A 24,895-nucleotide genomic window follows, 5' to 3' on the forward strand; every position below is an offset into this window, starting at 1 on the left:
CCGGATCAACCCATCAGGTTCGACGCTGGAAAACTCTGCTCTTAAAAAGCAGAGCGGGTGGCTTTGAGTCTTGACGCAGGGCCGGCTAATGGGTGCCTCTTTCTTGTCATAAAAGCCTGCCCTCACTTCACCGAAAACTTGAACACCGTGTTCTGCGTATAAGTCTGCCCCGGATCCAGCCGTGTTGAGGCGAACTTCGGCTGGTTCGGTGCATCCGGGAAGTGTTGGGTTTCCAGGGTGAAGGCGCTCCAGTGGGCGTAGGTCTTGCCGGCTTTGCCTTTTACCGAGCCGTCCAGGAAGTTGCTGGTGTAGAACTGCACGCCTGGCTCGGTAGTGTAGAGCTGTAAGAAGCGGCCGGAGGCGGGGTCGTGGACTTCCGCGGCGAGTTGCTTGATGTCGCCTTTGGTATCCAGTGCCCAGTTGAAGTCGAAGCCGCCCTGTTTGGCCTCGGCGAATTTGAGCTGCTCGTGGTCAGCCTTGATGTGCTGGCCGATGGGCGTCGGTTTGCTGAAGTCCATCGGCGTGCCTTTGACCGGGGCCAAGTCGCCGGTGGGGATCAGCGTCTTGTTGACCGGCGTGTAGTGGCTGGCGTGCAGGGTGGCGACCTGCTTGAGGATGTCGCCGTTGCCGGCACCGGCGAGGTTGAAGTAGCTGTGGTTGGTGAGGTTGACCACGGTGGGCTTGTCGGTGGTGGCCTTGTAGTCGATGTGCAGTTCGTTGTTGTCGGTGAGGCGGTAGGTGACTTCGGTTTTCAGGTCGCCGGGAAAGCCCATCTCGCCGTCCTTGGACAGGTAGGTGAGGGTCACGCCGACCGAATCCTTGTCCTTCACCGGCTTGGCTTCCCAGACCTTCTTGTCGAAGCCCTCGGCACCGCCATGCAGGGCGTTCGGCCCGTCGTTGAGCGGAACCTGGAAGCGCTTGCCATCGAGCTCGAAGGCGCCGCCGGCCAGGCGATTGCCGAAACGGCCGATGGTGGCGCCGAAGAATGCAGTGCCGCCTTCGTAGCCCTGCACGTCATCGAAACCCAGCACCACGTCTTCGACCTTGCCGTTCTTGTCCGGCACTTCCAGGGCCTGCAGCACGCCCCCGTAGGTGATGATGGTGGCCTGCATGCCATGGCTGTTGCGCAACTGGTACTGCTCGACGGGCGTGCCATCGCGGGTCTTGCCGAATGGCTTGTGTTCACTGGTCAGCCCTGCCGCGTTGGCGCCGGTGCTGGCGATCGCCAGGGAGAGGGCCAGGCCGGACAGCAGGTGATGAGGTTGGGTCATGGTCGAACTTCCTTTTATTGTTGTGGGAATCGTTCTAACGCAAGCGGCCTTCGCTGAGAGGCAAGCCGGAATAATCTTGATACGAAAAACAGGTTAGCTGTTATCTGACAACCAGCTAGTCCGTTCGTCCCGGCATGGCCGATCAGATAGCTGGTTCAGCGCGAACTAACCCGCCGAGCGCGGCACTAAGGGGAAATCATGTCAGGCGCTGAGACTGGCATTGCTGCAGACAGGGAGAAGATTGAGTCATGAGCGACAGTGCATTGGAAACCGGGCCACGGACGGTGGTAATCCAGCTGCAGCCCGAGGATCTGGCCCTGGCCCAGCGCCTGCACTTCTGGCAGCACGTGCGCAGCCGTGGCGGGCTGATTCGCTTGGCTATTGTCTGGGTTGTGGCCACAGCGGTCTTTGCCGGCCTGCTGCGGCTGATGGGAGACAAGGCCGTGATGCCGGTTGTGATCTTCGCCCTCATCGCGCCGGTCGCGGTGCTGGCCTTTCCGTACCTGATCACCCATCTGCTGGGCGGGGTCGCGGCACGCCGAACCTTCAGGCAGCAAAAAACCTTACATAAACCTGCCAAGTTGACCTGGAACGAGCAGGGAGTGGTGATGCAGAGCGCGTATGGCGATGCTCGCATACCCTGGGCGGACCTTCGCAAGGCGCGCGAGGATCAGCGGGTGATTCTGCTCTATGAGTCCGACCGCCTGTATCGGCTGATCCCCAAGCGTTGCTTATCGGCCACGCAGCTGGCCGATATTAAGTCCTGTCTAGGGGCCGTCCCGCCGGGCTAGGGCTGCGCCTGCCACTGGCGGATCGCTTCTAACACCTGATCCTGATAGCCGTGCAGTTTGCGCGCCTTGTACGGTGAGTCGCTGATTGCCAGGATCGGTGCGCTGTAGTGGATGGCTTCGGCCAGGCGATTCAGATAGGCGTAGCCGTTTTCTCGATACTCGGCCAGCTCCTCGTCATTCAGGCGGATCAGCACGCTGCAGCTCACGGCGCCGTGGTGGCACTCCACGTCGAGCAGCAGGCCGCTGTCGTCTTCGAGCAGGAGCCAGGCGTGGGGTTGGTGGTCGATGACTTTCATGGCCCGTCAGCCCTTGCCGATCGTCTGCTGGGAAAACAGCGTGCGGATCGCCTCGCGGTACTCGCGGCTGCCGGTGCGCATGCTGTTGTTGTGGTTGCCGCCGTCGATCAGCAGCAGGCGTTTGGGCTGGTTGGCCGCCTGGTAAAGGCTTTCGCTGAAGCGCGCCGGCACGTAGCGGTCGCCGGTGCCGTGGGCGATCAGCACCGGCACCTTGATGTCGCCGATCTTGCTCAGGGAATCGAATTTCTGCGACAGCAGCCAGCGCACCGGCAGCGAGGTGTACTCGGCGGCCACGGCGGTGGCGGCATCGGCCAGGTTGGTAAAGGTCGATTCGATGATTAGCCCGGCCAGCGGCGGCGTATGGCGATCACGGCCCAGAGAGTCGGCGAGGTTGACCGCCACCGCGCCGCCAAGGGAATGCCCGTAGATAAAGCGTTTGGCAGGATCCGGCTGCAGCTCGGTCAGGCGTTGCCAGGCGATTTCGGCGTCTTCGTAGAGGGTGCGTTCGGAAGGCAGGTCGCCGCGGCTCTCGCCGAAGCCGCGGTAGTCGATGGCCAGTACCGCGAAGCCCATGGCGTGTAGTTGCTCGATGCGAAACAGCTGGCCGGTGAGGTTCCAGCGCGAGCCGTGCAGGTACAGGAGGGTCGGTGCGTTCGCCTTGCGGGCCGGCCACCACCAGGCATGGATGCTCTGACTGTCGCCGAACTCCGGCACGCTGAGGGTCATGTCTTTCACGCCGGCCGGCAGGCCGTGGAACCAGCTGGCGGTGCCCGGCTCGATGCGAAACACCAGTTCGCGTTCCTTTTGCTCGAGCTGGGCGCAGCCGACCGGCAGGCCGACGGCCAGGAGTGCGAGCAAGCCGATGCTCAGCCAGCGACGGCGCAGGGTGTGGATAAGTGTGGTGGCCATGGTTCTCCACGGAGGTTGCAAACGTAACGCGCGCCGCGCTTCGCTCAAGGGCGGCGCAGGGGCGTGGGAGGTGATAGGCGAATAGACCGAAACGCTGCGGCTGCGTTCGTCTGCGCTGGTGCTTTCGGGTATCGAGTTGTAACCGCCGCATGCTGGCGCTTTCAAGCCTGCGCTATGCTACGCCGCTGTATTTTCGCGGACATTGCCATGTCGCTCACTCCCGCCGATTTGCGCCGCCCGGCCGGCTCCACCCTGGTGCTGCTGGCCTCGCTGTATTGCGCCCAGGGTTTGCCGTCCGGGCTGATCGCCCATGCGTTGCCGGTGCTGCTGCGCCAGCATGGCGTGGACCTGGCGGTGATCGGGCTGCTCAAGCTGCTGGCGCTGCCCTGGCTGCTCAAAGTGCTGTGGGCGCCGTGGGTGGATCGCCTGTCATCGCGGCGTCTGGGCCATCACCGCGGCTGGATTCTGCCGCTGCAGGGCGCGGTAGTGGTGATCCTGCTGATCCTGGCGCTGCTCTCGCCGGATGCGCTGTTCGGCACCCATCTGCCGCTGTTGCTTGGCCTGCTGGTGCTGGTCAACCTGGCAGCGGCGACCCAGGACATCGCCACCGACGGCCTGACCGTGCGCCTGTTGCCCGAGCGCTGGCGCGGGCTGGGTAACAGCCTGCAGGTCGGCGGCTATAAGGTCGGGATGATCGTCAGTGGTAGCGGCCTGTTGCTGGTGATCGACCGTTTCGGCTGGAACCTGTCGCTGCTGGCGCTGACCCTGCTGGTGGCTCTGATGCTGCTGCCGGTCTGGCGCTTTGCCGAAACGCAGCAATTGCCGCCAGCCAGCGCGCCGGCCGAGCCAATGGGCGTTGGCCTGCTATGGCGTCATTACCGCGGCCTGCTGGCGCTGCCGGGCATGGGGCTCTGGCTGGCGGTGGTGCTGACCTTCAAGCTCGGCGACGCCCTCGGCTCGCCGATGATCAAGCCGATGCTGGTCGACCAGGGCTGGAGCAACGCCGAGCTGGGCCAGCTGACGTTGATCAGCAGCCTGGTCGGTATCGGCGGGGCGTTGCTGGGCGGCCTGTTGTATGCGCGCCTGGGTGTGCTGCGCGCGCTGCTGATCTTTGGCACCTTGCAGGCGCTGAGCCTGGCCGCGTTGGCGCTGCTGGTCAGTCGTGGCGGCGATACGATTCTTGTCTACGCGCTGACCCTGAGTGAGCAGGCCGCCGACGGCTTATCCACTGTCGCGCTGTTCGCCGCGATGATGCGCCAGTGCCGCCCGGGCCACGAAGGGGCGGACTTTACCCTGCAGGCTTCCACGCAGATTCTGCTCGGCGGCTTCATCGGTGCGGCCAGCGGTGTGCTGGCCAAGGCGCTGGGCTATGACGGGTTGTTCGTCTGTGCCGGAGTACTCGGGCTGGCGGCATTGCTGCTGGTGGCTCGCTACTTTCGTCGACACGGTTGGCGGTAGCCTGCGGATCGTTCGTGGTCCGGGTCGAGCGTAGCGACACCCGGGGATTCCTGGGTATCGCTGCGCTCAACGCCAGGCTACGGGCTCAATCCTCGAACTGCACCGGGCAGGTGGCGCCTTCGAGTTTCTGGATTTCCTCGATCACATGGGGGCGGGCGTGGCGCAACACTAACTGGCGGTTCTGCGCCATCAGGCGGCGCGCCTCCAGATGAAGCATCTCTACGCCGGCGTAATCGATGAAGTTGATGTGCCGGGCGTCGACCACCACCCGTTCGCCGTGACTCAGTTGCAGGATCTGCTGCACGTAGTGGCAGGCACCAAAGAAGATCGAGCCTTCCAGGCGCAGCAGTTCGTCGTCGCCGTCGCGGGTGTATTTGAAGCGCGGCTGCGAGGTGCGCTTGAGGTAGAAGAACAGCGAAGCCAGCACGCCGGCGTAGATCGCTGTTTGCAACTCCAGCACCAGGGTGGCGAGCAGGGTCAGCAGCATCACCACGAACTCCGCGCGGCTGACCCGCAACAACGCGCGCACGCCTTCGATATCCACCAGGCCCCAGCAGATCAGCAGGATCGCCGCGCCCATGCTGGGCAGGGCGATATGGGCGATCAAAGGCGCGCAGAACAGCGCGAAGGCCGCCACCAGCAGCGCCGAGAACACCCCGGCCATTGGCGAGGTGGCGCCGCTCTGCAGGTTCAGCGCCGAGCGGGTGAAGGAGCCGGCCGACAGCGAGCCGGAGAACCACGGGCCGAGCATATTGGAAAGGCCCTGGGCGCGCACTTCCTGATTGGCGTCCAGCAACTGCTGGGATTTCGCTGCCAGCGAGCGGGCGATGGACAGGCTGGTGACCAGCCCGAGCATGCCGCAGGCGATGGCGGCGGGCAGCAGGCCAAGCAGGCTGTTGACCTCGAAGTGCAGCAGGATGAGTGGCGGCAGCGAACCCTCGAAGGCATCGACCAGGCGGATGCCGGCGAAGAAGCCGGGCAGGGCGGCAACCAGCAGGCTGCCGGCGACCACACCGATCAGCAGCGCTGGCAGGCGCGGCCACAGGCGCCGGCAGAGCAGGCTGACCGCCAGGGTGGAGGCCGCCACCAGCATGGCGTGCCAGTCGGCCTGGCCCAGATGCTGGCCGAGGTCGAGCAGAGTCGCCACGGCGGTGCGCTGGCTTTCCAGTTCCAGGCCCAGCAGGTTGGGCAACTGGCCGAGGGCGATCACCAGCGCGGCGCCCAGGGTGAAGCCGAGGATCACCGATGGCGAGACGAAGTTGACCAGGTTGCCGAAGCGCAGCAGCCCCAGCAACCACTGGAACAGCCCGGCGAGGAAGGTCAGCACCAGCACCAGGGCGACGAACTCGTCGCTACCTGGCCTGGCCATGGGGCTGACGCTGGTGAATAGCACGATGGAAATGGCTGCCGTCGGCCCGCCGATCAGGTGCCACGACGAGCCCCACAGGCAGGCGATGATCACCGGCACGATGGCCGCATAGAGCCCGTACTCGGCCGGCAGACCAGCGATCAGCGCGTAGGCGATCGATTGCGGCAGGGCGAGGATAGCGCCGCTCAGCCCGACCAGCAGATCCGTGCCCAGCGTGCGCCGGGTGACGGCCGGCCACCAGAGCAGGAAGGGGAACAGGCTGTAACGGCTGGGTAAGCGCATGCGGTTTTCGTTGAGTGGGTCGGCTGGTGGGCAGGGTAGCAGAGGTGTTGGTCATCACGTCTGCGGCTTGAGAAAGTCAGGAACTGGCAGTTGCATAACTTGTGGAAGGGGCCGGGCGGCGATCCGCTTTAGCCGCGAGCTCTTTACACCTAGACAGGCACAATCGCGGCTAAAGCCACTCCCACGAGATCGCGACCAGCACCTACGCGGCCGGCGTCCACCGCTCTGCAATCGCAACGGTGGATGAAAAAAGCGCCATCCACCCTACAGGGCGATCAATTTGTAGTTCGTAGGATGGGTGAAACCCATCAATGGCCGATGGGTTTCACCCATCCTACAAGCTATCGACCCCTAACAGGCCCTACAGCTTGGCCTTCACCGCCGCCAGCGCATCGCCGCCTTCACGGGTGGTGACGCCCTTAAGCCAGCCGTCAATCACTTCGGGGTTGTCCTTGAGCCAGTCCTTCACGGCCTGGTCGTTGCTAGCCTGTTTGCTCAGCACCTGGTCCATGATGGCGTTCTCCATGTCCTGGGTGAACTTGAGGTTGCCGAGCAGCTTACCGACGTTCGGGCACTGCGCCGCGTAGCCCTTGCGGGCCAGGGTGTTGACGCTGCCGCTGTCGCCAAAGTACTTCTCGCCGCCCTTGAGGTACTTCATGTCGTACTGCACGTTCATCGGGTGCGGCGTCCAGCCGAGGAACACCACGAACTCGTCGCGCTTCACCGCGCGGCCGACCTGCACCAGCATGGCCTGCTCGCTGGACTCGACCAGTTTCCAGTCCTTCAGCCGGAACTCGTTGGCGGCGATGATTTCCTTGATCGACTCGTTGGCCGGTGCGCCTGAGGCGATGCCGTAGATCTTGTGGCCGAACTTGTCGGCGTGTTTGTTCAGGTCGGCGAAGGTCTTCACACCGGCGTCGTAGGCGTAGGTCGGCACGGCCAGGGTGTACTCGGTGCCACTGAGGTTCTCGGCGACCTTATCCACAGCGCCGCTGGCGACGAATTTGTCGTAGTTGGCCTGCTGCGCCGGCATCCAGTTGCCGAGGAACACGTCCACCTGACCCTTCTGCAGGCCGGCGAAGATGATCGGCACGCCCAGGGTCTGGGTTTTCACCTCGTAGCCCAGGCCATCGAGCAGCAGGTTGGCGATGCCGTTGGTCACGGCGATGTCGCTCCAGCCGGGATCGCCGAGGGTGACGGTGGCGCAACTGGCGTCTTCGGCGTGGGCCTGGTTGGCCAGGGTGGCGGCCAGGAGCAGGCTGCCTGCGACGGCTTTTTTGAGAGTCTTCATGCCTATTTCCTTATGTTGGTTTTCTGTTGGGCAGGCCATGCGACGCAAGCGAGCGCACCGGGTTCCCGCTTTCTGGCGGGTCACCCGGCGTGCGACGTCACGGTTGGGGAAAGCGGGCGCGGCGCTCCAGGTCGTCGAGGTCGATGTGGTTGCGCATGTATTGCTCGCTGGCATCTACCATCGGCTGGTGATCCCAGCTCTTCAATTTGCCTCTGGTCAGCGCCTCGGCGACCAGGCGGCGCCGGCGCTGGCTGGCCAGGGTGGCGGCGTGGATGGCGGGCATGTCCCAGCGGCTGCGCGCCTCGGCTAGAAAGGCGCTGACCTGCTCGCGGTGATCCGGCGAGGCGGCGAGGTTCTCGCGCTCCTGTGGGTCGTTGGCGACGTTGAACAGCAGCAGCGGGTCCTCTTCGCTGTAGACGAATTTCCACTCGCCACGGCGAATCATCATCAGCGGGCTGGTGGTGCCTTCGGCCATGTATTCGCCGAGCACTTCATCGTGGCCGCCGTTGCCCTGCAGGTGCGGTAGCAGCGAGCGGCCATCGAGCGCCAGGCCCGGCTCGACCTGGCCGCCGGCTAGCTCCACCAGCGTCGGCATTAGGTCGACGGTGGACACCGACTGGCTGACCCGATGTGCCGCGAAACGCGCTGGCGCATGCACCAGCAGCGGCACGCGGGCGGCCATCTCGAACCAGTGCATCTTGTACCAGAGGCCGCGCTCGCCAAGCATGTCGCCGTGGTCGCCGGAGAACACGATGATGGTGTCGTCGGCCAGCTTGCAGTCCTTGAGCGTCTTGAGCAGCTTGCCGATGTTGTCGTCGATGTAGCTGCAGGCGCCGAAGTAGGCGCGCCGCGCATCGCGGATCTTGTGTTCGGGCAGCGGCTTGTCCCACAGGTCGATGACCTTGAGCAGGCGCTGCGAGTGCGGGTCCTGCTCGGCCTGGTCGATCACCTGCTGCGGCAGCGGAATGTCTTCTTCGCTGTAGCGATCCCAGTATTCCTCGGGGATGGTGTAGGGGTCGTGCGGGTGGGTCATCGACACGGTCAGGCAGAACGGCTGGTCGGGCGTCACCCGCACGTGGTCGTAAAGGTACTGCTGGGCCTTGAACACCACCTCTTCGTCGAAGTCGAGCTGGTTGGTGCGCACGCAGGGGCCGGCCTGCAGCACCGAGGACATGTTGTGGTACCAACTGGCACGCACCTCGGGCTCGTCCCAGTTCACCGCCCAGCCGTAGTCGGCGGGATAGATGTCGCTGGTCAGGCGTTCCTCGTAGCCGTGCAACTGGTCCGGGCCGCAGAAGTGCATCTTGCCGGACAGCGCCGTGCGGTAGCCGAGGCGACGCAGGTAATGGGCGTAGGTCGGCACGTCGGCGGGGAAGTCGGCGGCGTTGTCGTAGGCGCCGATCTGGCTGGGCAGTTGGCCGCTGACCAGGGTGAAGCGCGACGGCGCGCACAGCGGGCTGTTGCAGTAGGCGGAGTCGAACAACACGCCCTCGGCGGCCAGGCGCTGCAGGTTCGGCACCTTGATCGGTGAATTGGCGTCGTGCAGCGGCAGCAGCGGCGCGGCCATCTGGTCGGCCATGATGAAGAGAATGTTGGGGCGTTTCATGGCGGCGTATTCCATATCGGTGTTTTATGCGAAATTGATCAACCGATGATCAAGGCGAGATAAACAGGGGTAAACCCGGATGCAGCACATGGCTCGGATAAGCAACGCTTATGTTTGAAGCGCTCGAAGGCATATCGCTCGACACGCTGCGGGTGTTCGAGTCGGCGGCGCGGCACCTGAGTTTTACTGCCGCTGCAGCCGAGCTCGGCAGCACCCAGCCGGCAATCAGCCAGCAGATCAAACGGCTCGAAGCGCAGCTGGCGACCCGCCTGTTCGACCGCGTGTACCGCGGCATCGTGCTGACCGATGCCGGCGAAGCGTTGCTGGCGCCGGTGCAGGAGGGCCTGGCGGCTATGGACGCCGGGCTGGCGACAGTCATCGGTCGTCAGCAGCATGAGGTGCTGCAGGTGGCGACCGATTTCGCCTTTGCCGCCTACTGGCTGATGCCACGCCTGCAGCGTTTTCATTTGCGCTACCCGGAGGTCGACGTCAGCCTGATCACCAGCGAGCGCGACCTGGCCAGCCTGCCGGCGGAAATCGACGTGGCCATCTCCTTTGGTGACGGGCGCTTTAAGCACGGCGAGCAGCACCTGCTGTTCAGCGAGGAAGTGTTCGCCGTCTGCAGCCCGCTGCTGCTCAAGGATATCGAGCCCTCTGCGGGTGAGCTGCTGGCGCGCCTGCCCTTGCTGCACCTGCGCCCGGAAAGCCGTTCGCGCTGGTTCGACTGGAGCGGCCTGTTCCGCGCCCTGGGCATCGCCGAGATGCCCAGCCCCGGCAGCCTGCGTTTCGACAATTACACGCTGCTGATCCAGGCGGCCATCGCCGGCCGCGGTGTGGCCATCGGCTGGCGGCACCTGGTCGACGAGTTGATCGACCAAGGCCTGCTGGTGCGGCTCGACTCGCGCTCGGCCACCTCACGCTTCGGCTATTACGTGGTGCTGCCCGCGCGCAAACGGCGCATTCGCCTGGTGGAACATTTCGTCGCCTGGCTGCAGGATGAGCTGCAACGCGAACCCCTGCCGGCTCGGCCGGGTGGTATCGACCCCAAAGGACTTGCCCTATGAGCGAAACCAGAATTCGCGGCTACCACGCCCATGTGTATTTCGACGCCAGCAGCATCGCGCAGGCTCGGGTGCTGTGCGAAGCGGCGGCCGCACGTTTCGCGCTGAAGATGGGGCGCATGCACGAAAAACGCGTCGGCCCGCACCCGCAGTGGAGTTGCCAACTGGCGATGCGCGCCGAGCTGTTCGGCGAGGTGATTCCCTGGCTGATGCTCCACCGCGGCGCGCTGGTGGTGCTGGTTCACCCGATTACCGGCAACGATCTGGTCGACCACCGCGACCATGCTTTCTGGCTGGGGGCCCCTCAGCCACTGGATCTGTCGACCTTGTCGGGTGGGCCGCTGACCTTCGAGCTCTGACGCGCAAAGCAAGGCAAGGTATGATCCGCGGCTGATTTTCCGAGAGCCCGCGCCATGCCTTACCTGCTCGCCGTCACCGTACTCTGGGCGTTTTCCTTCAGCCTGATCGGCGAATACCTGGCTGGCCGGGTGGACAGCGACTTCGCCGTGCTGGCGCGGGTGGCGGTGGCGGCGCTGGTGTTTCTGCCGTTCACCCTGTGGCGCGGTTTGCCGCGGCGTTTGCTGGGCGGCTTCTGGCTGGCCGGAGCGCTGCAATTCGGTGTCACCTACCTGTGCCTGTACCGCAGCTTCCAGGTGCTGACGGTGCCCGAGGTACTGCTGTTCACCGTGCTAACGCCGATCTACGTGACCCTGCTCGACGATGCCCTGGCGCGGCGCTTCAGCCCCTGGGCACTGGTGGCCGCGCTGGTGGCGGTCGGCGGCGGCGTGGTGATCCGCTTCGAGCGCCTGGAAGGCGAGTACCTGATCGGCTTCCTGCTGCTGCAACTCGCCAACCTGACCTTCGCCGCGGGCCAGGTGCTGTGCCGTCAGTTGCTCCTGCGCTACCCGACCGAGCAGCCGTTGCACCGCTTCTTCGGGCATTTCTTCCTCGGTGCACTGGTGCTGGTGGTGCCGTCGTTCCTGCTGTTCGGCAACCCGGACAAACTGCCAAGCACCGCGCTGCAGTGGGGCATCCTGCTGTGGATGGGGCTGTTCGCCACGGCACTGGGGCTGTTCTGGTGGGTCAAGGGCAGCGTCAAGGTGGATGCCGGCACCCTGGCGGTGATGAACGAGCTGCACGTGCCGGCCGGCCTGGTGGTGAACCTGCTGATCTGGAACCGCGACGCCGACCTGCCGCGCCTGGCTCTGGGCGGCGCGATCATCCTCGCCTCGCTGTGGCTCAACCGCCTTGGCAGGCGGCACCTGGCGACCGCCTGATCCATTTATCGGACGATAGGAACCGGCCTTGACGGGTGCTAACATCGCACCTTCAATTGCCGATGCAATTAGCTGTTTTTCAAACCCTATTTCTGGGGCTCATATGAGCGTTGCCGAGCGAGGTCTGCGCGGTGCTTTTATCGAGGCTCAAGGGTCATGGACGAAGTTCCTTCACCGGCACGGAGCGCCTTTTCAGCCATCTCTTGCCCAGTGAATCCATCGTGAATATTCGACGCCCCTTCGCCAGCCTGGCCCTGGCCTGCCTGTTCATCGTTTCCCCGCTGGTGGCCACCGCCGCCACCGCGCCTGCCAAGCAGGAGCTCGCCTCCGGCAGCGCCCTGCTGGTCGACCTGAATACCAACAAGGTCTTGTATTCCAGCAACCCGGACATGATGGTGCCCATCGCTTCGGTCACCAAGCTGATGACCGCCATGGTCACCCTGGATGCCAAGCTGCCGCTCAACGAAGAACTGCCGGTGATCATTCGTGACGTGCACGAGATGCGCGGTGTGTATTCCCGGGTGCGCATCGGCAGCGAGATCAGCCGCCGCGAGATGCTCCTGCTGACCCTGATGTCGTCCGAGAACCGCGCGGCCTCCAGCCTGGCCCATCACTACCCGGGCGGCGTCACTGCCTTCGTCGCGGCCATGAACGCCAAGGCCCGCGCCCTGGGCATGACCCATACCCGCTATGTGGAGCCGACCGGCCTGTCCGAGCACAACGTTTCCACCGCCAACGATCTGGTGAAGCTGCTCAAGGCGACACGCAGCTACCCGCTGATCGGCGAGCTCAGCTCCACCCCGGAAAAGACTGTGGCCTTCCATAAACCCAACTACACCCTGGGTTTCCGCAACACCAACGGGTTGACCCGCAAGCAAGGCTGGGACGTGCAGCTGACCAAGACCGGCTTCACCAACAGCGCCGGCCACTGCCTGGTGATGCGCACCACCATGGCCGGCAAACCGGTGGCCTTCGTGGTGCTCGACGCCTTCGGCAAGTACACCCACATGGCCGACGCCACCCGCCTGCGCAAGTGGGTGGAAACCGGCAAGGTCACTCCAGTGGCGCCCGCCGCCCTGGCCTACAAACAGCAACGCGCTTCGCAGCGCCAGCTGCAGGCGTCGCAGTAAGCGCTAACGCGCCTGCCAAAGCGGATCGGCTGCCAGCCGCTCGGCGATGAAATCCAGCAGCGTACGCAGCGCCGGCAGCATTTGCCGGCGCGATGCGTAGATGGCGTGAATACCCAGGGACTGCGGCTGCCAGCCTGGCAGCACACGCAGCAATCGCCCTGCTTCCAGTAGCGGCGCCGCGGCATACAGTGGCTGCATGCAGATGCCGCCGCCGCTTACCGCCGCCTCCAGCAGCACCGCCGTGTCGTTGCTACTCAGGTTGCCCGTCACCGGCACCTGCATTTCCCTTTGCTCCCCCGTGAAGTGCCACAGGTTGCGACCGAAATAGCTGTAGGTCAGGCAATTGTGCGCGGTCAGTTCTTCCGGCTGGCGCGGTGTACCGGCACGCGCAAGGTAGCTCGGCGCCGCGCACACCACCGAATGGCAGTCGCCCAGATGACGGGCGATCTGGTTGGGTTCCAGCTGATTGGTGATGCGCAGCGCCAGGTCGATGCGTTCCTCGACCAGGTTCACCGCCTGGCTGCCGATCAGCACATCCACCGAGGTCTTCGGGTAGCGCGCCAGATAATCCACCAGCACCGGGCTCAGCCAGGTTTGCGCAAACGACTGGCTGGTGGCGATGCGCAAGTTGCCGCTTGGCCCGTCGCTAGCCTTGAGGCCGGTGGCCTGCATCATCTCGGCGGTATGCAGCATTTCCCGGCAGTGCGGCAGCAGCTCGTGACCGACTTGGGTGAGGCTCAGCTTGCGCGTGGTGCGGTGCAAAAGGCGTGCGCCGACCCAGCCTTCCAATTCGGCCAGGTAGCGCGAGACCATCGCCCGCGACAGGTCCAGATGCTCGGCAGCGGCCGTCTGGCTGCCGCGATCCACCACCTCGACGAAGACGCGGGTTGCCGTGAGTCTGTCCATGATTTGCTCGTTTCATGCAACGGTGTAGCGGCGATTATGCGGCTTTTTGAGGCGTTGCACGCGGGTAAGCTCATGCCTCGTCCATCGGTGCGCTGCAGTGCCTGCCGATGCCTCCTTGCCCGTCACAGTGGAGCCTCACATGAAAGTCGTCATTCTGGGTATCAGTGGTCGCGTCGGCTCGCGGCTGAGTCATGAACTGCTGCAGCGTGGTCATCAGGTTATCGGGATCGCCCGCGACGTAAGCAACGTGCCGGCCCAATCCGGTCTTACCCTGGCCAGCGCCGATGTGGCCGATGTCGAGCGCCTGGTGCCGTTACTCAAGGGGCACGATGCGGTGGTCAGTACCACACGCTTCGTTGGCAGCGATGCCTCGAGCCTGATCGCTGCGGTGAAGGCCGCTGGCGTACCGCGTCTGCTGGTGGTTGGCGGCGCGGGCAGCTTGGAAGTGGCGCCTGGTGTCGCGCTGATCGACACGCCGCAATTTCCGGCGGCCTACAAGGAGGAAGCGAGCGCGGGGCGGGATTTCCTCAACGTGCTGCGTGGCGAGCAGGCGCTGGACTGGACCTTCCTGTCGCCCTCGGCACTGTTCGAGCCGGGCCAGCGCACCGGGCGTTTCCGCCTCGGCAGCGACAGCCTGCTGGTCGATGCCGACGGCAACAGCGCGATCTCCATGGAGGATTACGCCATCGCCCTGGTCGATGAGCTGGAACAGGCCAAGCATTCGCGCAAGCGCTTTACCGTCGGTTATTGAAGGCCAATTGTCGTCAATGCGCGGCTTGGACCAAGCCGCGCGTTTACCTCAACCTGAGCTATTCAGGTGCTTCTCCATTGGCTGGTAAACCAGCCCCGCGAATTCGCCTACCGCGCCACTGCATATGAAACCAAAGCGTTCATAAGCCGTTACCGAAGAAAGCGATGCCCTGACCGTAATAACATCGCTTCTTGCATATTCAAGCGCTGTGCTCAGTAATTGCCTGCCAATACCACGCCGCTGGCAGGCGGGTTCGATGAACAGCATGGCAACATGGCGGCCTTCCTTGAGTTCGATTACGCCCTGTATCGCGGCTGCGTCGGTAAATACCAGCATCAGATTGTCGCCATGCATACGGCTGGCGAAGCTGTCCGCTGCAGCAACGTTGGTGAAGGTCTCTACGCCTTGCTCTGATAACCCGGGCGCGACCGCTTCACTGAATGCTCTGAGGCAAATCGCACTGACGAACTCCAGATCATCGCGTTCGATCTTTCGTATGGGCATAGACCATTCCTTGGTGTTGGTGAAATGACCGGCACTTAACGCCACGACCATCGAACATACGTCAGGAGAGGCAGATTTAGAACCGTTGCTTGGGCGGGACCGCCGGTCCACCTTACGTGCAGATAATAAAAAACCGCTGCACCCGACTCGGGGCAGCGGTTTTTTGTTTTGGCGCAGGGTGCTTAGCGGCGGGCGCTGCGCACACCTTCGGCCAGTTGGCTGCACAGCTCGAGCACGCCGTCGATGGCCTGCTGATCATTGCCGGCCGCCTTGGCGATCTGGTCGATCAGCGCCGAGCCGACCACCACACCGTCGGCCAGGCGGGCGATGGTCGCCGCGTGTTCCGGGGTGCGGATGCCGAAGCCGATGCTGATCGGCAGGTCGGTGTGGCGGCGCAGACGGGTGACCGCTTCCTGCACGTGTTCCACGGTTGCCGAACCTGCGCCGGTAACACCCGCCACCGACACGTAGTAGACGAAGCCCGAGCTGCCGGCGAGTACGGTCGGCAGGCGCTTGTCGTCGGTGGTCGGGGTGGTCAGGCGGATGAAGTCGATACCCGCGGCCTGGGCCGGGTCGCACAGGTCACGGTTATGCTCCGGCGGCAGGTCGACCACGATCAGGCCGTCGACGCCGGCCTCCTGGGCATCGGCGATGAAGCCCTCGACGCCGTACTTGTGGATCGGGTTGAAGTAACCCATCAGCACCAACGGCGTGGTGCTGTCGTCCTGGCGGAACTCACGGACCATCTGCAGCGTCTTGGCCAGGTTCTGCTTGGCGGCCAGGGCGCGGATGTTGGCCAGCTGGATCGCCGGGCCATCGGCCATCGGGTCGGTGAACGGCATGCCCAGCTCGATCACGTCGGCACCGGCTTTCGGCAGACCCTTGAGGATCTTCAGCGAGGCGTCGTAGTTCGGGTCGCCAGCGGTGACGAAGGTCACCAGGGCGGCGCGGTTCTGTTCTTTCAGCTCGGCGAAGCGCGTCTGCAGGCGGCTCATATGTGTTCTTCCTGTTCGTCGAAGTGGTGCATGACGGTCTGCATGTCCTTGTCGCCGCGGCCCGAGAGGTTGAGCACCATCAGGTGATCCTTGGGCAGGGTCGGGGCGCGCTTGAAGACTTCAGCCAGGGCGTGGGACGACTCCAGCGCCGGGATGATGCCTTCCAGGCGGCAGCACTGGTGGAAGGCGGCGAGCGCCTCCTTGTCGGTGATCGAGGTGTACTCGACGCGGCCGATGTCGAACAACCAGGCGTGCTCAGGACCAATGCCGGGATAGTCGAGGCCGGCGGAAATCGAGTGGGCGTCGATGATCTGGCCGTCGTCGTCCTGTAGCAGGAAGGTGCGGTTGCCGTGCAGCACGCCCGGTACCCCGCCGTTCAGGCTGGCGGCATGCTTGCCGGTTTCCACGCCGTGGCCGGCCGCCTCGACGCCGATGATCTGCACCGACTTGTCGTCGAGGAACGGGTGGAACAGGCCCATGGCATTGGAACCACCACCGATACAGGCGACCAGCGAATCCGGCAGGCGGCCTTCCTGCTCCTGCAACTGGTCGCGGGTTTCCTTGCCGATCACAGCCTGGAAGTCGCGCACCATCGCTGGATACGGGTGCGGGCCGGCCACGGTGCCGATGATGTAGAAGGTGCTGTCGACGTTGGTCACCCAGTCGCGCAGGGCTTCGTTCATCGCGTCCTTCAGGGTGCCGGTGCCGGCGGTGACCGGAATCACCTCGGCGCCGAGCAGCTTCATGCGGAAGACGTTGGCCTGCTGGCGATCGATATCGGTGGTGCCCATGTAGATCACGCACTGCAGGCCGAAGCGCGCGGCGACGGTGGCGGTGGCCACGCCATGCATGCCGGCGCCGGTCTCGGCGATGATGCGCTGCTTGCCCATGCGCTTGGCCAGCAGGATCTGGCCGATGCAGTTGTTGATCTTGTGCGCGCCGGTGTGATTGAGCTCCTCACGCTTCAGGTAGATCTTCGCGCCGCCGCAGAACTCGGTCAGCCGCTCGGCGAAGTACAGCGGGCTTGGGCGGCCCACGTAGTCGCGCTGGAAGTAGGCCAGCTCCTTGGCGAACTCGGGATCGGCCTTGGCCTTTTCGTACTCGGCGGCCAGGTCGTGGATCAGCGGCATCAGCGTCTCGGCGACGTATTGTCCGCCGAAGCTGCCGAACAGGCCGGTAGCGTCGGGGCCGTTGCGAAGTGAAGTCATGGGAGTCTCCTGTGAATTCAGCGGCCGTGGTCGGCCTGCCAGCCAGATGGCTTGGCGTCGATGGTGGCCAGACTAACGCTGCCGCGCTGCTCGGAAAAGCGATTAGTTTTAATGGATAGGTGAGTAAATATCACATATCTATGGTTCTGTTGTTGATGATCAGCTGTGCGGGGTGTCGCAATTATCGAGGCTATAAGGCCTGGCCATTGGCGTTCTCAGCGGGTTGGCCGATAATCCCTCAATCATGATTTTTACGCACAGGTAGAGAACGCCCATGAAAACAGCTTGGTTGTGGATATTTCCCGGGATCGGCGCGCTGATGCTGGCTGGGGCGGTCGGCATTCAGGTGGCGCGCTTCAGCGATCAGGCGCAGATGACGCGCGCCGAGGGTTCGGTGGTGGATATCGAGGGCGGTTGCCCGACGGTGTCGTTCACCAGCCTCGATGGCACCCTGGGCGAGCACCACAGTGGCACTTGCAGCACGCCGCCGTCGTTCGATATCGGCGAGCGGGTGACGGTGTATTACGACCCGCAGAACCTCGAGCGGGCGCGGATCGACAGCTTCGAGCAGAACTGGATTGGCAGCCTGATCCTCGGCGGTATCGGCGTGGTATTTCTGGCGCTTGGCCTGCTGTTCGTGTTGCCGCCGCTGCTTGGCAAGCGCCGCGCTGCCGAATTGCTGGTCACCGGTACACCGGTTCAGGCCGAGGTGGTGGATGTCGAACTCAATGGCGGACTGAGCATCAATGGCCGTAACCCGTACCGCATCGTCGCCCAGTGGCTGAACCCGCAGACCAACAAGCTGCATGTGTTTCGCAGTGAAAACCTGTGGTTCGATCCGGGCCCCTATATCAGCGAATCGCTGGTCACGGTGATGATCGATCCGCAAAACCCCAAGCGCTACAGCATGGACACGCGTTTTCTGCCCGAGTTGGCGGACTGACGTGGCCCAGGACCTGCCGTCACTCAATGCCCTGCACGCCTTCGAGGCAGCGGCGCGGCTGGGCAGCGTCAGCCGTGCGGCGCTCGAACTGCACGTCACCCACGGCGCGGTAAGCCGGCAGATCCGCACCCTGGAGGAGCAGCTTGGCGTGTCGCTTTTCGCCAAGGACGGGCGCGGGCTGAAGCTGACCGAGGCGGGCTTGCGCCTGCGGGACGTGAGCGGCGAGACCTTCGCCCGGCTGCGCCAGGTCTGCGGCGAGCTGCGCCAGCGCGAGGCGGACATGCCCTTCGTGCTCGGTTGCCCGGGCAGCCTGCTGGCGCGCTGGTTCATTCCGCGCCTGGACCGCCTCAACAGCGCGCTGCCGGATCTGCATTTGCAGCTGTCCACCAGCCAGGGCGAGCTGGACCCGCGCAGCCCTCAGGTCGACGCCACGCTGCTGTACGCAGAGCCGCCCTGGCCGGCGGACATGCAAGTGTTCGAGCTGGCGCGCGAGTCCATCGGCCCGGTGCTCAGCCCGCAACACCCGCGCTTTACCGAGCTGAGCGCGGCAGCGCCGGGCGCCTTGCTGAATGAAGCCCTGTTGCATACCACCTCGCGGCCCCAGGCCTGGCCGCAGTGGCTGGCCGCGATGCACCTCGACCCAGCGGCGATGCGCCTCGGCCAGGGCTTCGAGCACCTCTACTATCTGCTCGAAGCGGCGAGCGCCGGCCTCGGCGTGGCCATCGCGCCGCTGCAGCTGGTGGCCGATGACCTCAAGGCGCGGCGGCTGGTGGCACCCTGGGGCTTCGTCGAGACTGACGCGCGCCTGGCGCTATGGGTGCCCGAGCGACGTAGCGGCGGGCGCGCCGAGCGGCTGGCCGACTGGTTGCGAAGTGAGTTGCAAATCGCGCAGTGAGCCTCAGGCTGGCGAGAACCTTCGCTGATCGGCATCGGTCATAACGTCGGCCCCGCGATCTGCTTCGGGCCATGACCGAGAGAGGGATTTGTCGATGAACCGTATGCAAAAGCTGGGCGGCCTGCTGGCCGGTATGGCGTTAACTGCGCTGGCGCAGGCCGAGCCACTGAATATCGAGGGAATTGGCCTGTCGCGCGATATCTCCTGCAAAGGCCAGGACGTGAACATCTCCGGCAACGCCAACGTAATTCACCTCAAGGGCGATTGCGGCGCGGTGGAGGTTTCCGGCTCGGAACACAAAGTGACGCTGGGCACGGCCAAGTCCCTCAGCGTTTCTGGTGCCGAGCATGAAGTGGTGGCCGAGCGCGTCAATGCGCTGAGTGTCGATACCCTTAACAATCAGGTGCGTACCGCGGTCGTCGCGGGTGAGCAGTCGACACCGATAACGGTTGCGGGTACTGGGCAAAAGCTGGATCTGCGCCTCGAGGGCGAGACCAGACTGGACGTCAGTGGGATCGAACAGCAGGTGCGCTGGAGTGGCGATGAGCCGCAGGTGCAGCTATCGGGCGCCGACAACAAGGTCGAGCGCCAATAGAAACGGGCGCCCCGGAGAGGGGCGCCGCGGTATTTACTCCACGTCGGTGAACTGGATGATTTCCACCCAGTAGCCGTCCGGGTCCTTGATAAAGGCGATGTTGCGCATGCGGCCGTCGGTGAGGCGCTTCTGGAAGTCCACACCGAGGTCTTCGAAGCGCTGGCAGGCAGCCTTGATATCCGGCACCGCCACGCACAGGTGACCAAAGCCGCGCGGCTCGCTGTTGCCGCTGTGGTAGGAAAACTCCGGATCCTTCTCGGTGCCATAGTTGTAGGTCAGCTCCAGCACGCCGGGAATGGATTTGCGCCACTCGTGACGGGCTTTCGGGTCGGCCGGAATCTGCGACTTGTCGGCAATCAGTGCCAGAAAGTAGAGGCTGAATTCGGCATCCGGGAAATCACTCTTCTCCAGCAGCGTGAAGCCCAGCACGCGGGTGTAGAAGTCCAGGGACTTCTCGAGATCCTTCACGCGGATCATGGTGTGGTTGTAGACGAAGTCCGCGGTGGCGACGTCGGGCTTGCCGGTCACGCCGGGCAGTTTGTTGAGTTCGTCGAGGGTCATGGGCGTCTCCATCAGGTGAGTGGACGATTCAAGAAGTCATGAGGTCAGTAGATGGCCTCGTGGGGTGTGTTTTTCAAGGTGGTGGCTAGAGCAACTGTTTGGATTACCTTGTGGGAGCGGGCCATGCCCGCGATTCCTTTCGCGGGCATGGCCCGCTCCCACAGGTACTGCATCAAACCTCCAAAGTAATCAGTTCAGCCCGCACCCCGTCCTCATCGATATGCAGCAGGGCCACCCCAATCGGCAACTTGAACCGCTGCGGTCCGGCGCTGCCGGGGTTGACGTAGAGCACGCCATCGCGCACGTCATGCAACGGCTTGTGCGAGTGCCCGGCGATCACCACATCGATGCCTTCGGCCTTGGGGTCGATGGCCAGCTGCTTGAGGTCGTGCAGTACATAAAGACTGATCGCACCAAAGCGCAGCGTCAGGCACTCGGGGATGCCGTCAGCCCAGGCGTCGCCATCATTGTTGCCACGCACCACCGACAGTGGCGCGATGCGCTCGAGCTCGGCAAGGATCTGCGGCCCGCCGATGTCGCCGGCGTGAATCAGGTGGTCGACGCCCTCAAGCGCCGCCAGCGCCTGGGGCCGCAACAGGCCGTGGGTGTCGGCGATCAGGCCAATCTTCATGGGTTCTCCTGCATGGTCTTTCTAGGAGCAGCCCCGCCCGCGATGCGTTCCGTAAACCGTAGCCCGGGTCGAGCGAAGCGACACCCGGGGCTGCCCCAGAAACAGAAAACCCGGCACAAGGCCGGGTTTCCATTTACAGCGCGACAGGGATCAGTCGTCCAGCATCGCCTTGTTGCGTACCGCGCCTTTGTCGGCGCTGGTGGCGAGCAGGGCGTAGGCTTTCAGGGCGGTGGTTACCTTGCGCGGACGCTGCTCGGCCGGCTTCCAGCCCTTCTTGTCCTGCTCGATGCGACGGTGCGCCAGCTCTTCATCGCTGACCAGCAGGTTGATCGAGCGGTTGGGGATGTCGATCAGCACCTTGTCGCCATCCTTCACCAGGCCGATGGCGCCGCCGGCAGCCGCTTCCGGCGAGGCGTGGCCGATGGACAGACCCGAGGTGCCGCCGGAGAAACGGCCGTCGGTGAGCAGGGCGCAGGCTTTGCCCAGGCCCTTGGATTTCAGGTACGAGGTCGGGTAGAGCATTTCCTGCATGCCCGGGCCGCCTTTCGGGCCTTCGTAGCGGATGATGACGATGTCGCCTTCCTTCACTTCGTCATTGAGGATGCCGCGCACAGCGCTGTCCTGGCTTTCGAAGATCTTGGCGTTGCCCTCGAACACGTGGATCGACTCGTCGACGCCGGCGGTCTTCACCACGCAGCCGTCCAGGGCGATGTTGCCGTACAGCACGGCCAGGCCGCCTTCTTTCGAGTAGGCATGCTCGAAGCTGCGGATGCAGCCGTTCTCGCGGTCGTCGTCGAGGGTTTCCCAGCGGGTCGACTGGCTGAACGCGGTCTGGGTCGGGATGCCCGCCGGACCGGCCTTGAAGAAGTGGTGCACGGCTTCGTCATCGGTCTGGGTGATGTCCCACTGGGCGATGGCTTCGGCCATGGATTTGCTGTGCACGGTCGGCAGATCCGTGTGCAGCAGGCCGCCACGGGCCAGCGAACCGAGGATGGAGAAGATGCCGCCGGCGCGGTGCACGTCTTCCATGTGGTACTTCTGGATGTTCGGCGCCACCTTGCACAGCTGCGGCACCAGACGCGACAGACGATCGATATCGCGCAGGTCGAAGTCCACCTCGGCTTCCTGGGCCGCGGCCAGCAGGTGCAGGATGGTGTTGGTCGAACCGCCCATGGCGATGTCGAGCATCATGGCGTTTTCGAACGCCTTGAAGTTGGCGATGTTGCGCGGCAGCACCGAGTCGTCGCCTTCGCCGTAGTAACGTTTGCACAGCTCGACGATGGTGCGGCCAGCCTGCAGGAACAGCTGCTCACGGTCGCTGTGGGTGGCCAGGGTCGAGCCGTTGCCCGGCAGGGCCAGGCCCAGCGCTTCGGTCAGGCAGTTCATCGAGTTGGCGGTGAACATGCCGGAGCACGAACCGCAGGTCGGACAGGCGCTGCGCTCGTATTCGGCGACTTTCTCGTCCGAGGCGGTGCTGTCGGCAGCGATCACCATGGCGTCGACCAGGTCCAGGCCGTGGCTGGCCAGCTTGGTCTTGCCGGCTTCCATCGGACCGCCGGAGACGAAGATCACCGGGATGTTCAGGCGCAGGGCGGCCATCAGCATGCCGGGGGTGATCTTGTCGCAGTTGGAGATGCAGACGATGGCGTCGGCGCAGTGGGCGTTGACCATGTACTCCACGGAGTCGGCGATGATCTCGCGGCTCGGCAGCGAATAAAGCATGCCGTCGTGGCCCATGGCGATGCCGTCGTCGACGGCGATGGTGTTGAATTCCTTGGCCACGCCGCCGGCTTTCTCGATCTCGCGGGCGACCAGCTGGCCCAGGTCCTTCAAGTGCACGTGGCCGGGCACGAACTGGGTGAAGGAGTTGGCGATGGCGATGATCGGTTTCTTGAAGTCTTCGTCCTTCATCCCGGTGGCGCGCCACAGGGCGCGGGCGCCGGCCATGTTGCGGCCGTGGGTGGAGGTCTTCGAGCGGTAATCAGGCATGACGGATTCCTGCGGCTAATCAGGTAGGCATTGATAGGTGGGTGAGCGGATCAGCGGCAGGTGACCGCGAAGCAAGGTGGCATGGCGCACGACGGGATCTCCGTCTGCCTGCCCGGGCTCACAGCCCGCCGAAGGGTGGCTGGCGGGAAATGCCCTGATTCTACGCCGCCCCAGTCGCCAAGGGAAAGGCTGGCGCCGGCCCAAAGCCCGGGGCTCCGCCAAGCGGAGCCCCGGCGGTTACCAGTCGTTGGCCGGCTGTTCGAGCGGCTGGCGCTCCAGGCGCAACTGCCACGCGGTGCTTTCTTCAAGGAGCTGCTGGTACTCGGCGGCCACTTCCCGGCCATCCAGGGCTTGGTCTACGTCGAAGATCTGCAGACCCTGGCGAGTGCTCAGGTAGAAGCGGCCACCGGCCAGGTATTGCAGCGCAAAGATGTCACTCGGCGGCACGTTCAGCGGATAGGCACGCAGCACCTGGCCGGTCTGCGCCGAGCTGGCGAGGATGAACCCCTCGCTCAGGTGCAGGATCAGCGGGCTATGGCCGTCAGGGTCGATGAGGGCCATCCAGCCTGGCATCCCGGCCGCGGGCAGGTGGAACGGGACGCGCTCGCGCTGCCCCTGTTCCTGCGGGTAGAGCACGCCGTCCTCGTAGAGCAGCCAGATACGCCCCTGGGCATCGCGGCCCATCTGCTGCGCGCCGTCCTCACCGATCTCGCTGAGTTGCTGGCTGTCCAGGTCCAGGCGCATCGGCTGCGACGAGCTCGGCAGCAGGTAGAGGGCATCGCCCTGGCTGGACAGCAGCAGGGTTTCGCCTGTCGGTATGTAGGTGTTCTCGTAGCCCGCTGCGGGCAGTTGCAGGCGTTCGAGGCGCTTGCCGCTGGCCGCCTCGAGAATCGTCAGGCTGTTGTCGGCGCGATCCATCACGTACAGACGCCCCTCGTGCAGCAGCACACGACTGGGAAACCGTGCGGGCTCGTCGCTGACCGGCACGCTGTATTCGATCGCACCACTGGCCAGGTCGATACGGCTCACGGCGCCTTTGCTCGGGCCAAGCACGTAAGCCTTGCCGGCCGGCTCGTCGAGGGCCATATCGGTCACCCCTACACCCACGCACTCCGGGCCCGGGCAGCCCCACAGCTGGCCGCGTGCGTAAGGTTGGGTCAGCAGGGCACGCAGGGGCTGCTGGGTCGTCAGGTCGTACTCGATGATTTGCATATCGGCGTCGTTCTTCAGCAGGTAGACCCGCGAGGGATCGCTGCTCGGCACGATCCGCGCGACCACTGGCAGGTCGATGGCGAACCCCTGGGCCTGTTCGCCATCGACCCAGGTGCGGGGTGCCTGACGCTCCGCTTCGATGTGTGCCTTGAGGGTGTCGATGCGCCGGGTTTCCTGAACTTCATGCAGCGCCATCTGACGCAGTTCGTCCACGCGCGGGTTGTCGAACACCGGGTTGAGCAGGTTAAAGGTACCCAGCGCCAGTGCCAGCAGGGCGCCAACGGCAATACCGAGGCGCGCCGGCAGGCTGGTGCCCAGGCACAGCGGCAGGGTGGCCAGCAGGCCGAACAGGAAACCGCCAAGGTGGGCGGCGTTGTCGGTGCCCTGGTCGATCAGGCCGTAAACCAGTGCCAGCAGCGGCACCAGCAGGGCGTTACGCAGCAGGCTGTCGCCCGCCTCGCCGGTGCCGCGCAGCTTGACGCTCAGGGCGATGGCCAGCTCGGCGCCGGCCAGGCTCATGATCGCCCCAGAGGCGCCGACGCTGACGAAGATCACCTGGGTGACCTGGCCGAAGAACGAGACCTGCTGCTGGTCGACGTGCACTGCCGCCGAGGCCAGGCTGGCGAATACGCCGCCGAGCAGGTACAGCAGCAGCCATTGCCAGCGCGCCAGCAGGCTTTCCAGGGTGACGCCGATCAGCAGCAGGGCGAGCATGTTCTGCCCCAGGTGCGCCAGCGAGGCGTGCAGGAACAGGTTGCTCAGCAGGCGCCCGTATTCGCCCGTTAACGTCAGGATGGCGATGTTGGAGCCCAGAGACATCAACTGGTCTTCCCCGAACGGGCCGTAGCCGCCGAGCTGGCGCGCCTGCCAGAGGTACGCGGCGATAGTGACGAGGATCAGACTCAGGGTCAGCCAGGGGAGGCGCCAGCGCTTGAGGGATTCCATGGACGATGCAGTTCCTGTG

Annotated in this window: 24 protein-coding genes; 10 read left to right on the forward strand and 14 right to left on the reverse strand. The window is 64.5% G+C overall.

The genetic code is table 11. From position 1 onward, the window contains the following. Positions 1–122: 122 nt before the first annotated feature. Positions 123–1,271, reverse strand: a complete 1,149-nt coding sequence (locus tag FB481_RS21890) for an aldose epimerase family protein (protein ID WP_093506634.1) — start codon at positions 1,269–1,271, stop codon at positions 123–125. A gap of 248 nt (positions 1,272–1,519) precedes the next feature. Here FB481_RS21890 and FB481_RS21895 point away from each other — a divergent pair, with 248 nt between their 5' ends. Further along, positions 1,520–2,062 carry a YcxB family protein gene (locus FB481_RS21895; RefSeq protein WP_093506636.1) on the forward strand — a complete coding sequence of 181 codons (543 nt, stop codon included), beginning with the start codon at positions 1,520–1,522 and terminating at the stop codon, positions 2,060–2,062. Here FB481_RS21895 and FB481_RS21900 read toward each other — a convergent pair. Continuing rightward, the gene (locus tag FB481_RS21900) at positions 2,059–2,358 is read right to left on the reverse strand and encodes a hypothetical protein (protein WP_093506638.1); all 300 of its coding nucleotides are present in this window, start codon (positions 2,356–2,358) and stop codon (positions 2,059–2,061) included. The genes FB481_RS21895 and FB481_RS21900 overlap by 4 nt on opposite strands. Before the next feature lie 6 nt (positions 2,359–2,364). Beyond that, positions 2,365–3,267, reverse strand: coding sequence for an alpha/beta hydrolase (locus FB481_RS21905; protein WP_093506639.1), 903 nt, complete (start codon positions 3,265–3,267; stop codon positions 2,365–2,367). 207 nt (positions 3,268–3,474) lie between these two features. Here FB481_RS21905 and FB481_RS21910 point away from each other — a divergent pair, with 207 nt between their 5' ends. After that, the gene (locus tag FB481_RS21910) at positions 3,475–4,725 is read left to right on the forward strand and encodes an MFS transporter (protein WP_147177814.1); all 1,251 of its coding nucleotides are present in this window, start codon (positions 3,475–3,477) and stop codon (positions 4,723–4,725) included. An 85-nt stretch (positions 4,726–4,810) separates the two neighbouring features. On the opposite strand, the gene FB481_RS21915 is transcribed toward FB481_RS21910, so the two are convergent. The 3 genes from FB481_RS21915 to betC form a co-directional block, all read right to left on the reverse strand. Continuing rightward, positions 4,811–6,376 carry a SulP family inorganic anion transporter gene (locus FB481_RS21915; RefSeq protein WP_147177816.1) on the reverse strand — a complete coding sequence of 522 codons (1,566 nt, stop codon included), beginning with the start codon at positions 6,374–6,376 and terminating at the stop codon, positions 4,811–4,813. 361 nt (positions 6,377–6,737) lie between these two features. Next, positions 6,738–7,667, reverse strand: coding sequence for a choline ABC transporter substrate-binding protein (gene choX / locus FB481_RS21920; protein WP_178109920.1), 930 nt, complete (start codon positions 7,665–7,667; stop codon positions 6,738–6,740). 97 nt (positions 7,668–7,764) lie between these two features. Beyond that, entirely contained in the window at positions 7,765–9,273 is a 1,509-nt protein-coding gene (betC, locus tag FB481_RS21925; RefSeq protein WP_147177818.1) for a choline-sulfatase, read from the reverse strand. 110 nt (positions 9,274–9,383) lie between these two features. Here betC and FB481_RS21930 point away from each other — a divergent pair, with 110 nt between their 5' ends. The 4 genes from FB481_RS21930 (at position 9,384) to pbpG (ending at position 12,741) form a co-directional block, all read left to right on the forward strand. Beyond that, entirely contained in the window at positions 9,384–10,337 is a 954-nt protein-coding gene (locus FB481_RS21930) for a LysR substrate-binding domain-containing protein (protein WP_147177820.1), read from the forward strand. Further along, on the forward strand, positions 10,334–10,693 hold the full coding sequence (locus FB481_RS21935; RefSeq protein WP_093506649.1) for a DOPA 4,5-dioxygenase family protein: 360 nt from the start codon (positions 10,334–10,336) through the stop codon (positions 10,691–10,693). Before FB481_RS21930 ends, FB481_RS21935 begins: the two co-directional genes overlap by 4 nt. 54 nt (positions 10,694–10,747) lie before the next feature. Then, positions 10,748–11,611: a carboxylate/amino acid/amine transporter gene (locus FB481_RS21940; RefSeq protein ID WP_147177822.1), complete on the forward strand. Its 864-nt coding sequence runs from the start codon at positions 10,748–10,750 to the stop codon at positions 11,609–11,611. Between the two features lie 221 nt (positions 11,612–11,832). Then, positions 11,833–12,741: a D-alanyl-D-alanine endopeptidase gene (gene pbpG, locus FB481_RS21945; protein WP_147177824.1), complete on the forward strand. Its 909-nt coding sequence runs from the start codon at positions 11,833–11,835 to the stop codon at positions 12,739–12,741. A 3-nt stretch (positions 12,742–12,744) separates the two neighbouring features. Here the strand turns inward: pbpG and FB481_RS21950 are convergent, their stop codons facing one another. Then, positions 12,745–13,647: a LysR family transcriptional regulator gene (locus FB481_RS21950; RefSeq protein ID WP_147177826.1), complete on the reverse strand. Its 903-nt coding sequence runs from the start codon at positions 13,645–13,647 to the stop codon at positions 12,745–12,747. Between the two features lie 139 nt (positions 13,648–13,786). Between FB481_RS21950 and FB481_RS21955 the strand changes: the two genes are divergently transcribed. Beyond that, positions 13,787–14,398 (forward strand): NAD(P)-dependent oxidoreductase, encoded by a 612-nt coding sequence (locus tag FB481_RS21955; protein WP_093506655.1) that lies wholly within the window; start codon positions 13,787–13,789, stop codon positions 14,396–14,398. Between the two features lie 48 nt (positions 14,399–14,446). Here FB481_RS21955 and FB481_RS21960 read toward each other — a convergent pair whose 3' ends face one another. The 3 genes from FB481_RS21960 to trpB all read right to left on the reverse strand — a co-directional run bounded on the left by FB481_RS21960 (position 14,447) and on the right by trpB (position 17,105). Then, entirely contained in the window at positions 14,447–14,902 is a 456-nt protein-coding gene (locus FB481_RS21960; protein WP_093506657.1) for a GNAT family N-acetyltransferase, read from the reverse strand. 182 nt (positions 14,903–15,084) lie between these two features. Further along, positions 15,085–15,897 (reverse strand): tryptophan synthase subunit alpha, encoded by an 813-nt coding sequence (gene trpA / locus FB481_RS21965; protein ID WP_093506659.1) that lies wholly within the window; start codon positions 15,895–15,897, stop codon positions 15,085–15,087. Beyond that, complete coding sequence (trpB, locus tag FB481_RS21970; RefSeq protein WP_147177828.1) at positions 15,894–17,105, reverse strand: tryptophan synthase subunit beta; 1,212 nt, start codon at positions 17,103–17,105, stop codon at positions 15,894–15,896. The genes trpA and trpB overlap by 4 nt, the downstream gene beginning before the upstream one ends. Before the next feature lie 274 nt (positions 17,106–17,379). Between trpB and FB481_RS21975 the strand changes: the two genes are divergently transcribed. From FB481_RS21975 to FB481_RS21985, 3 genes are all read left to right on the forward strand, one after another. Next, positions 17,380–18,048 carry a DUF3592 domain-containing protein gene (locus tag FB481_RS21975; RefSeq protein ID WP_147177830.1) on the forward strand — a complete coding sequence of 223 codons (669 nt, stop codon included), beginning with the start codon at positions 17,380–17,382 and terminating at the stop codon, positions 18,046–18,048. A gap of 1 nt (position 18,049) precedes the next feature. Beyond that, a complete protein-coding gene (locus tag FB481_RS21980; protein WP_093506665.1) occupies positions 18,050–18,943 on the forward strand; it encodes a LysR family transcriptional regulator in 894 nt (297 codons plus the stop codon). A 94-nt stretch (positions 18,944–19,037) separates the two neighbouring features. After that, positions 19,038–19,538 carry a DUF3060 domain-containing protein gene (locus FB481_RS21985; protein ID WP_147177832.1) on the forward strand — a complete coding sequence of 167 codons (501 nt, stop codon included), beginning with the start codon at positions 19,038–19,040 and terminating at the stop codon, positions 19,536–19,538. Positions 19,539–19,571: 33 nt separating this feature from the next. On the opposite strand, the gene gloA is transcribed toward FB481_RS21985, so the two are convergent. From gloA to FB481_RS22005, 4 genes are all read right to left on the reverse strand, one after another. Beyond that, a complete protein-coding gene (gene gloA, locus FB481_RS21990) occupies positions 19,572–20,099 on the reverse strand; it encodes a lactoylglutathione lyase (protein WP_147177834.1) in 528 nt (175 codons plus the stop codon). Positions 20,100–20,271: 172 nt separating this feature from the next. Next, positions 20,272–20,730: a metallophosphoesterase family protein gene (locus tag FB481_RS21995; RefSeq protein ID WP_147177836.1), complete on the reverse strand. Its 459-nt coding sequence runs from the start codon at positions 20,728–20,730 to the stop codon at positions 20,272–20,274. Positions 20,731–20,880: 150 nt separating this feature from the next. Beyond that, positions 20,881–22,719: a dihydroxy-acid dehydratase gene (gene ilvD, locus FB481_RS22000; protein ID WP_147177838.1), complete on the reverse strand. Its 1,839-nt coding sequence runs from the start codon at positions 22,717–22,719 to the stop codon at positions 20,881–20,883. 237 nt (positions 22,720–22,956) lie between these two features. Beyond that, entirely contained in the window at positions 22,957–24,876 is a 1,920-nt protein-coding gene (locus tag FB481_RS22005; protein WP_147177840.1) for a rhomboid family intramembrane serine protease, read from the reverse strand. Positions 24,877–24,895: the final 19 nt, after the last annotated feature.

This window comes from Pseudomonas sp. AG1028 (assembly GCF_007993955.1).
Classification (GTDB): Bacteria; Pseudomonadota; Gammaproteobacteria; order Pseudomonadales; family Pseudomonadaceae; genus Aquipseudomonas; species Aquipseudomonas straminea.